At 71.8% G+C, this 8,513-nt stretch carries 8 protein-coding genes and 1 pseudogene; 2 read left to right on the top strand and 7 right to left on the bottom strand.

Annotation, left to right across the window (positions count from 1 at the left end; genetic code table 11):
- Nucleotides 1-45: 45 nt before the first annotated feature.
- Nucleotides 46-264, top strand: a pseudogene (locus H5407_RS24800) (MBL fold metallo-hydrolase); the annotation flags it as partial.
- Nucleotides 265-493: 229 nt separating this feature from the next.
- Nucleotides 494-904, top strand: coding sequence for a hypothetical protein (locus H5407_RS24795; protein WP_310737694.1), 411 nt, complete (start codon nt 494-496; stop codon nt 902-904).
- A 24-nt stretch (nt 905-928) separates the two neighbouring features.
- Here the strand turns inward: H5407_RS24795 and mltB are convergent, their stop codons facing one another.
- From mltB to H5407_RS22995, 7 genes are all read right to left on the bottom strand, one after another.
- Nucleotides 929-2,149 carry a lytic murein transglycosylase B gene (mltB, locus tag H5407_RS23025; protein WP_255501408.1) on the bottom strand — a complete coding sequence of 407 codons (1,221 nt, stop codon included), beginning with the start codon at nt 2,147-2,149 and terminating at the stop codon, nt 929-931.
- 176 nt (nt 2,150-2,325) lie between these two features.
- Entirely contained in the window at nt 2,326-3,036 is a 711-nt protein-coding gene (locus tag H5407_RS23020) for an MOSC domain-containing protein (protein ID WP_183106829.1), read from the bottom strand.
- Nucleotides 3,037-3,065: 29 nt separating this feature from the next.
- Nucleotides 3,066-3,863 carry a hypothetical protein gene (locus H5407_RS23015; protein WP_183106828.1) on the bottom strand — a complete coding sequence of 266 codons (798 nt, stop codon included), beginning with the start codon at nt 3,861-3,863 and terminating at the stop codon, nt 3,066-3,068.
- A 105-nt stretch (nt 3,864-3,968) separates the two neighbouring features.
- Nucleotides 3,969-5,324, bottom strand: a complete 1,356-nt coding sequence (locus tag H5407_RS23010; RefSeq protein WP_183106827.1) for a Gfo/Idh/MocA family protein — start codon at nt 5,322-5,324, stop codon at nt 3,969-3,971.
- Nucleotides 5,325-5,463: 139 nt separating this feature from the next.
- Nucleotides 5,464-5,922 (bottom strand): hypothetical protein, encoded by a 459-nt coding sequence (locus H5407_RS23005; RefSeq protein WP_183106826.1) that lies wholly within the window; start codon nt 5,920-5,922, stop codon nt 5,464-5,466.
- A gap of 117 nt (nt 5,923-6,039) precedes the next feature.
- Nucleotides 6,040-8,121 carry a DUF3488 and transglutaminase-like domain-containing protein gene (locus tag H5407_RS23000; protein WP_183106825.1) on the bottom strand — a complete coding sequence of 694 codons (2,082 nt, stop codon included), beginning with the start codon at nt 8,119-8,121 and terminating at the stop codon, nt 6,040-6,042.
- Nucleotides 8,118-8,513: DUF58 domain-containing protein (locus H5407_RS22995; RefSeq protein ID WP_183106824.1), on the bottom strand; the 396-nt coding region annotated here is incomplete at its 5' end. The genes H5407_RS23000 and H5407_RS22995, both read right to left, overlap by 4 nt.

Genomic DNA, 8,513 nt, shown 5'->3' with positions numbered 1-8,513 from the left:
TGGCGGCTCGCCGGCCTGCCCCTGCTGCCGGGCCTGCTGTGGCCGGTGGTGCCGCATCCGCCGCCGGGGCGCTTCGAGCTGCTGGCGGCCGATGTGGGGCAGGGCACGGCAGTGCTGGTCCGGACCGCGGGCCACCTGCTGCTCTATGACACCGGTCCGCGCTGGGGCGGCGGCGCGGATGCCGGCCAGCGCGTGCTGCTGCCCCTGCTGCGTGCCCTGGGCTGGGGGGCTCTGGATCAGCTGATGCTCAGCCACCAAGACCTGGACCACGTCGGCGGCGCGACGGCCGTGCTGCGCCAGCTGCGGCCCCCGCTTCTGCGCAGCAGCCTGCCGCCCGGGCACACCCTGCTGCAGGGCCAGGCGCACGAGCCCTGCGAGCGGGGCCAGCACTGGCACTGGGACGGCGTGCGCTTCGAGCTCCTGCACCCCGGCCCGCCACAGCCGCCGCGCACCCTGGCCGCCGCCCGTCCCAACCACCGCTCCTGCGTGCTGCGTGTGGGGCCACAGTGCGCTGCTCACTGGCGATGTGGAGGCGCCGGACGAAGCGCAGATGCTGTCAGAGGGTCAGGTCTTGCCCAGCGAGGTCCTGCTGCTGCCCCACCACGGCAGCCGGACCTCCTCGACGCCGGCCTTCCTGGCCGCCGTGGCCCCGCGCCTGGCCCTGGCCCAGGCCGGCTACCGCAACCGCTTCGGCCACCCGCACCCGGAGGTACTGGCCCGCCTGCGCGCGGCGGGCATTCCCGTCTGGCAGAGCCCCGGCTGCGGCGCATGGCGCTGGCTCAGCGGCGAGCCCCGGCCCCGCTGCGAGCGGGAACGCAACCCGCGTTACTGGCAGTTGCGCGGGTTGGGGGCGCAGCCGGAGGGGCCGGAGGGGCTGGAGACCATGGCCGGCGAGGAGCCCTGAGCCGTCCTGCCGCCGGCCGGCAGCTCACTCGATGCCCGCCCGCCTCATCTGCCCCAGCTTGCGCCCCAGGCTGATCACGGCCATGGCGTAGTAGGCCGACTGGTTGTAGCGGGTCAGGGCGAAGAAGTTGTCGGTGCCGGCCACGTAGACCGGGGCGGCGTCGCCCATCTGCAGCTCGATGAGGGCCAGCTTGCCGGTGTGCTCCTGGCCGCCCTCGGAGAGGCGGGCGCCCAGGGCCTGCATCTGTGCGGGGGTGAAGGTAGGGCGCACATCCGGTGCCAGCAACTGGGCGCGTTCGGCGGTACCGGCGGGTGCGGCCACGGTGTAGTCGGTGGGCAGGGCGCGCTGCCAGCCGTGCTGGGCCAGGAAGTTGGCCACGGAGCCGATGGCGTCGGCCGGGCTGTTGATGAGGTCGGCATGGCCGTCGCCGTCGAAGTCCACGGCGTGGCGCATCCAGCTGCCGGGCATGAACTGGCCCAGGCCCATGGCACCGGCGTAGGAGCCCTTGAGCGCCAGCGGGTCCAGGCCGTCGCGCTGGCTGAGCAGCAGGAACTGGTGCAGCTCCTCGCGGAAGAAGGGGCTGCGGTCGCTGCGGCCGGTGGGGAAGTCGAAGCTCAGCGTGGCCAGGGCGTCGAGGATACGGAAGCCGCCCATGATGCGGCCGTAGAAGGTCTCCACGCCGATGATGCCCAACACGATCTCGGCGGGCACGCCGTAGCTCTCTTCCGCCCGGGCCAGCGCCTCGGCGTTGGCCTCCCAGAAGGCCAGGCCGGCCTGCAGGCGCCGGGGTTCGACGAAGCGGTCGCGGTAGGCCATCCAGTCCTTGGCCGTGCCTGCGGGCGTGGGCATGATCAGGCGCTGCACGCTGGGCAGGATGCGGGCCTGGGCCAGCAGGGCGGCAATCTGCTCGGGCGTCTGGTTCAGCGAGGCCGCGTGCTCGGCGGCGAAGGCCAGCACGGCAGCGGTCTGGCCCAGGGCGGGCGCCCGGGCGTCGGCGCTGCCGGGTGCGGTGCCGCCCTTGGCATGGCGGGTGGGCTTGGCGGCCTTGGCCTTCGGCGCTTTCCTGGCGGTGGCGGAGTGCTTCTTCTTGGCCGCCGCGGGGTTGGCCGCTGCAGGGCTGGCCGCCTGAGCCGGGGCGGGTGCCGAGGCGGCCTCCTGGGCCCGCAGCAGGGGCGCAGTCAGCAGCCCGGCGGCCAGCAGAGCCAGGGCGAGAAGGGGGCGGCGGGGGATCGAGGGCTGCAGCAAGATGGGAGAGCGCGAAGGCTGGCGAGGGATTGCGGGAAGGCGGGCGCAGAGCATAAGGGATTCGCCGCAGCCTTACTCGCGCTTGAGCAACCGCTTGCAACAGGGCGCAGGACTTGATTCGAGGGGCCGGCGGCCTCGTTCTGCTGCAGCGCGGGCCGGCTTGGCCGGGCAGGCCGTCAGGGTTCCAGGATGACGGTATCGCCGAGGCGGACAAGACCTGGCACCAGGACCCGGGCATACAGGCCGAACTGCATGTCCAAGCCCTGCGCCAGATGACGCAGCAGCTCAGGCGCCTGGGCCAAGCCGGCCTGGGCCGCGGCCACCATGCCGCAGCGCTGCGTGGGGGCGCTGATCTGCAGCCTGAGCTCCGGGCCCAGGCACAGCGTCCGGCCTATCCAGTCCACTTCCGCCGGTCCATCGGCTTCGCACTGGATCAGCAGATTGGGCCTGAAGCGGCGCGCATCGATGGCTGTCCCGGGCAGCGCGGCCTGCAGGACTTGCAGTGAGCTGCTGCTCAGCAGATGCACCGGCCCGGCGTCCAGGTGCGACACCTCGTCCTCCCTGGCCAGCGTCACCGGCTGGCCCAGCGCCTCGGACAGCGCCTCGTCGAGGCCGGGCGAATCGCCACGCAGGCGCTGGCCGCAGGGGAACTGCAGTTCGGGGGCTTCGCTGCCGTCCAGGCTCCGCGCGCTGAAGTCCAGCAGCCCATCCATCTGCCGGAAGCGCCGCGTGGTCTTGCCGCTGCCGAACTTGCCCTCGGCGTTGCGGACCGCGTAGAGCCGGTCGCCCACCACGCCGCGAGCGTCGAAGCGCAGCGAGGCGCAGCCCTCGCCCCGCATGGACTTCACGGGATAGCACCACTGTGCGGCCACGGAGCCCAGCTTCATCGCCCGCCTGCAGGACTCAGGCTCGGCATTCACTGCCCGTTGGGCGACTGGGCCTGCCAGGCCCCGGGCCCTTCGCTGCGCAGCACGGCCAGGCATTCGTTGAACCAGACCTGCGCTTGGGCGTGCTGCTCGGCCAGGTCCTCGAGGTCGCGCACGAAGCTCAGGCGTTCCAGGCGCCGGCAGACCTCGGCCGGCAGGTCGCGGGCCAGATAGCGCGGGCCGAAGCCGCGGCGGGCGGGGCAGTGCAGCAGGCGCAGGGCCTCCATCAGCGGGCGCACCGTCATGGCCTGGTAGAAGTGCAGGGCCTCGACGGCGCGGCCGCGCAGGCGTTCCTTGGTGGGGATGTGCTGGAACATCTCGAAGGCGCTGGCCAGGACCGGAATGCGGGCACGGGCGGCGGCCTGGTCCTGTTCGGGGTCGAGGTGCGCTTCTTGCAGCACGCCGGTCCTGTCATGCCAGAGCCGGCCGTGACCGTGCAGCTCCACCTCGCGGAAGAGCAGGGGATCGCTGCGCCGGATCAGCACCAGGTCCAGTACCAGGAACTCGCTGCAGTCGCGCAGGCGGTAGAAGCGCTGGCGGTAGCCGCTGGTGCCAGCCATCTCGTGCTGCAGGGCAATGGGTGACAGCGCGCGCAGCGCGGCCTCGACCGCGGCGAACACGGGATCGACCGCCTCGTCGGCAACGACCAGCACGGCGTCGATGTCCGAGAGCTCGTCGCGGTAGCTGAAGGCCGCGCTGCCGCCTTCCCACGCGGCATCGACGTCGGGGTGGGCGGCCAGGGCCGCCTGCAGGGTCTGGATCAGCTGGGTGCGGGCGATGGGCTTCATGCGCCGCGATTGTGTCGGGTCGCCGCCGGTGCGCCATCGGTCATGGTCAGCCCGCGCCGGCCATTGCCGCCGCTATGTGCGGGCGTTCACGCGGGCCCGGCCTCCTCAGTAGGCGTCGTTGAAGGCGAAGATCGGCTTGCGCGATTTCCACAGGCCCCGGGTGAAGTCCGGGAAGGCCAGCGTCTTGAAGCCCTCGGCGATGGACTGCTCGGACAGCGGCGTGATGGCGCTCCAGGCCACGGCGTCGTAGATGTCAATGGGCATGGGCGCCTGCGCCTTCAGGGCCTCGACGAAGGCGTGGACCACGAAGAAGTCCATGCCGCCATGGCCTGCGCCTTCGGCCTGCGCCGCGTGCTTCTTCCACAGGGGGTGGTCGTAGCGGTCCTGGTAGGCCTGGAAGTCCTCCCACCGGTGGGGTGGGCTCTTGCCTTCGAGGTGGATCGAATGGTTGAGGTCCATCCACAGGCCGTCCGTGCCCTGCACGCGAAAGCCCAGGGAGTAGGGGCGGGGCAGGGAGGTGTCGTGCTGCAGCAGGATGGTCTCGCCGTTCTCGCAGGCCAGGGTGGTGGTGACCACGTCGCCCAGACTGAAGCGGGTGCTGGCGCTGGGGTGATCGGCCGGCGCCTTCATCTTGCGGTTCACGTAGTCCTGCAGGCCACGGGCCTTGCTGGCGAAGCTGTTGATGTGGGTGAAGCGGTTGCCGCGGTGGATGTTGGCGTACATGGCGCAGGGGCCGATGCCGTGGCTGGGGTAGAGCTCGCCGTTGCGCTGCACGGCGTGCTGGGTGCGCCAGCGCGCCTCGGACCAGCCCGTGGCGCCGAACTCGACACCGCCGCCATAGGGCCGTGCCGGATCGCCGCTGTTGAACTTCACGGCGCGCAGGTCGTGCTGGTAGCCGCCCTGCAGGTGCACCAGCTCGCCGAAGAGCCCGGCGCGCACCATCTGCAGCACGGCCATCACATCGCGGCGGTAGCAGACGTTCTCCAGCAGCATGTAGGGCGTGCGGGTGCGCAGCTGGGTGTCGAGCACATCCCAGTGGTCCTGCAGGCTGATGCCGGCCACCACCTCGCAGCCCACGGGCACGCCGGCCTCCATGGCGGCGATGGCCATGGGCGCATGCCACTCCCAGGGCGTGGCGATGATGACGCCGTCCAGCCCCTTCAGCGCCAGCAGGCGGCGGAAGGCCTGGGGGTCGGCGTCCGCGCCGAAGACGCGGGGCTGCGGCCGGCCGGCCTTCTCGCACTGGTCCAGGGCCTTGCGCAGCATCAGGGGTTCGATGTCGCACAGGGCGGCCACCTCCACGTCCTCGCGGCGCAGCAACTCCTTGAGCAAGACCTGACCCCGCAGACCCGTGCCGATCATGGCCAGGCGCAGACGCTCGCGGCCGGCCAGGGCGCGGCCAGGCAGGCCCGCGGCCAGACCCAGGGCTGCGGTGGACTGGAGAAAGTGACGTCGTTGCATGGTCGCTGGAGTCTCGAAAGAGTGGGGCGGGTTGTGCCGCGGATGATGGCAGCGCCAGGGCGTGTGCGGCACTGCGTCAATCCCGGAGCCGGCATGAAAAAAGGGCTCCCCGAGGGGAGCCCTGTCGCGCAAGGACTGCTTACTTGGCGACCTCGGCCGGCGTCACCGGCTGGCCGTTCTGCTCGGCTGAACGATCGAAGACCAGGCTCTTGCCGAACTGCAGTTGCACCCAGGTCGGGTAGGTGTAGGCCGTGCCCTTGTTGTGATCGATCAGGGCGCCGATGCCGCCGCCCAGGATGATGTTGCCGTACATGCCCGAGTTCGCACGGGACACGGCGCGCGCGGTGGCGTCGGGGTTGTTCGGATGCGTGCAGAGGATGTCCAGGTCCTTGCCGGAGCGGCGGATCTGGGTGGTGTCGCCCGACTTGACGCTGAAGCTGCCGTAGTCGTTGGTCAGCTTGCAGTCGGCGCCGCTGATCATCTCGCCGGTCTCGCTCTTGGTTTCCACCTTCATGGGGTGGGTGCTGTCATTCATCACGGATGCGCAGCCGCTCAGGGCCAGGGCGCCGACCACGGCGCCAATGGTTGCAAATTTCAAGGAGTCCTCCCTGGCTCTTTGTTGAAATGGGGCTGAAGTGTAACCATTTGTGCTGGTTCCTTCTGGCAGGGTTTGCCGGGGGGCGCCGGATCCCGGACCGGCCGGGGCTCCGGGGCCTCAACGCGGACGCCCCAGCGCGCGCAGCGCCTGCCGCCAGCCGCTGCGCCAGGCCCTGGACGGCGGCTGCGGGCCGGCACCATAGCGGGCCTGGTCCCAGTCGCGCAGCAGGGCAGCCGCGGTGCGGGCACCCGGCCCTGCTGCCGCTTCCAGGGCCTGGGCCCAGTGGCTGTAGCTCAGGTGCAGCGGCGCGGGCACGCCCAGCCGGGTCAGGTCCCGCTGCACGCTCAGGCGCTGGCGCGTCCAGGCGTCGCGGGGGCGGCTCTGCCAGACGTTCCAGGCCAGGGCCAGGACCAGCACGCTGGCGATCAGGCCGGCCGCGGCCTGGCCCAGGGCGGTCCAGTCCGGGCTCTCGAAGCCCAGCTTGCTCAGCAGCTTGAACTGGTCCTGGCGCGCATAGCCCAGCACCCATTGCTGCCAGCGGTTGTCCAGGCTTTCCCAGCCATTGCGCAGGCGCCGCCAGAGGTCGGGGCTGACGGTGCCCAGCATGCTGCCGACCAGGCCAGGTGGCGGCTCCAGGATCTGGCCGCGCTGGATTCGGTAAGGCGCCACGGCGGCCGTGGGATCGACGCGCACCCAGCCCGTGCCCGCCTGCCAGTACTCCGCCCACGCATGCGCCTGGGACTGGCGTATCACCCAGAAGCCGTCCTGCGGCTCGGGGTCGGCACCCTGGTAACCGGTGACCACGCGGGCCGGCATGCCCATGGCCCGCATCATCACGACGAAGGCACTGGCGAAATGCTCGCAGAAGCCCAGGCGGCGGTCGAACCAGAACTCGTCGATCAGGTGCGGGCTCTGCTCGCCATAGCGGCCGGGCGCCAGCGTGTAGCTGAAGGGCTGCTCGTGCAGGTGCTGCAGCAGCGCCTGGGCCGCGGCCGCGGGGCGCCGGGACTCCGGCAGGGCGGCCAATGCCGGACGCTGCAGCAAGGCCTGCGCGAAGGCCAGGCTGCGGGGGTTCAGGCCGGTCGGCAGGGCCAGGTAGTCGGACAGTTCTCCGGGCTCCAGTTGCTGGGGCAGGGCCTCGGAGGCGGGATGGGCCTGGTGCTGGAAGCGCACGCGCTCGGTGAGCGGTCGCTGGGTGCGCCAGACATGCTCACGGTCCAGGCGCAGGCGCAGCTCGTCCAACTGCAGGGTCTCGCCCGCGGTGGCCGGGTCCAGCTCCAACATGGGCAGGACGCGGATGCGCAGAGGCTCCAGCGTGAGCTCGTAGCGCAGCCGGGGGCCGGTCGTGAGGGCCTGGCGGCGGGCTGCGTCCAGGGGCGGCTCGCCAGACGGTAGCTCGTCGGTGGAGGTCCAGAGGCGGCCGTCGAAGTCACTCAGCACCGGGCCGCGGAAATACCACTGGCGCGGATCGGGTTGGCCCTCCAGCACCTTGAGGCGCATGGCGATGCTCTGGTCATTGGCGATCTCGCTGATGCCGCCGAACTGCAGCCGGTCCGACAGGCCAGTGCGCCCCACGCCCTCGGCGGGAATGCCCCATAGCGGCCCGATGCGGGGGAACAGCAGGAACAGGGCCACCATCACCGGCAGGCCCTGCAGCGTCACCCGCGCGGCCTGACGTGCAGCCAGGGCCAGGTGTGGCTGGCCCAGGGGCATCTGGGCCAGCACCAGCGCGGTCAGCAGACCCCAGGTGCAGGCCACGGTCCACAGCGCGGTCAGCAGGGACTGCGAATAGAGGAAGTGGGTCAGGACCAGGAAGAAGCCCAGGAAGAACACCACGAAGGCATCGCGCCGCGCCCGCAGCTCCAGGGTCTTGAGCCCCATCAGCAGGACCAGCAAGGTGATGCCAGGCTCGCGGCCCAGCAGGGTGCGGAATTGCAGCCAGTTCGCGAGCACGGCCACGCCCAGCACCAGGGTCACCGTCCAGCGCCCGGGCAGGGGTCGGTTGGCGGCGGCCAGCCAGCCCCGCCAGCCCAGCACCAGGCCGGCCAGGGCCAGGCACCAGCCGGGCAGGTGGTCCGCATGCGGCAGGACGGTGGCGGCGATCAGGCCCAGCAGGAAGAAGGTGTCCCGTGACTCGCGGCCCGGCGGGCGCCAGCGCAGGGCCTCCTGGTGCCAGGTCTTGCCTTCGCTCGCTTTCATGCCGCGGGCTCCCTTGCGCCCTCAGGCAGGCCGTGCAGGGCCAGGGCCCGCAGGCAGGCCTGCAGGTGGGTGTCGCCGCTGTCCGGCCCCAACTGCCCGCCGGGAATCTGCAGGCCGAAGCGCAGGCCCTGGCCGCCGGCCAGGCGTACCCAGGCACAGAGGCGGGCCAGGCGGGCCTCCTCGTCCAGCCCGGCGGTGTCCGCCCAGCGCAGCCACAAGGCCTGGCCCTGGGGCGGCAGGCGTTCGCGCACCCACCATTGCGGTGGGGCGTCGCCCTGGGGCAGGGCTTTTTTCCAGTGGATGTCCCTGGGGCGGTCGCCGCGCTGGTAGGGGCGCAGGCCCTGGACCTCGTCGCCACCGCGCGCGCCAGCCGCCGGGGCCTGCAGGCGCGG

Source organism: Mitsuaria sp. WAJ17, assembly GCF_014174515.1.
In the GTDB taxonomy this organism is placed as follows: Bacteria; Pseudomonadota; Gammaproteobacteria; order Burkholderiales; family Burkholderiaceae_C; genus Roseateles_B.
The sequence above is the reverse complement of the archived record's forward strand: the minus strand, read 5'-3'. Positions and strand labels throughout refer to the sequence as shown.

Bases quoted from the DNA above. Each gene is read 5' to 3' on its own strand.
- H5407_RS23020 (WP_183106829.1), bottom strand. From the start codon at position 3,036: ATGAAGCTGGGCTCCGTGGCCGCACAGTGGTGCTATCCCGTGAAGTCC.
- H5407_RS23015 (WP_183106828.1), bottom strand. From the start codon at position 3,863: ATGAAGCCCATCGCCCGCACCCAGCTGATCCAGACCCTGCAGGCGGCC.
- H5407_RS23010 (WP_183106827.1), bottom strand. From the start codon at position 5,324: ATGCAACGACGTCACTTTCTCCAGTCCACCGCAGCCCTGGGTCTGGCC.
- H5407_RS23000 (WP_183106825.1), bottom strand. From the start codon at position 8,121: ATGAAAGCGAGCGAAGGCAAGACCTGGCACCAGGAGGCCCTGCGCTGG.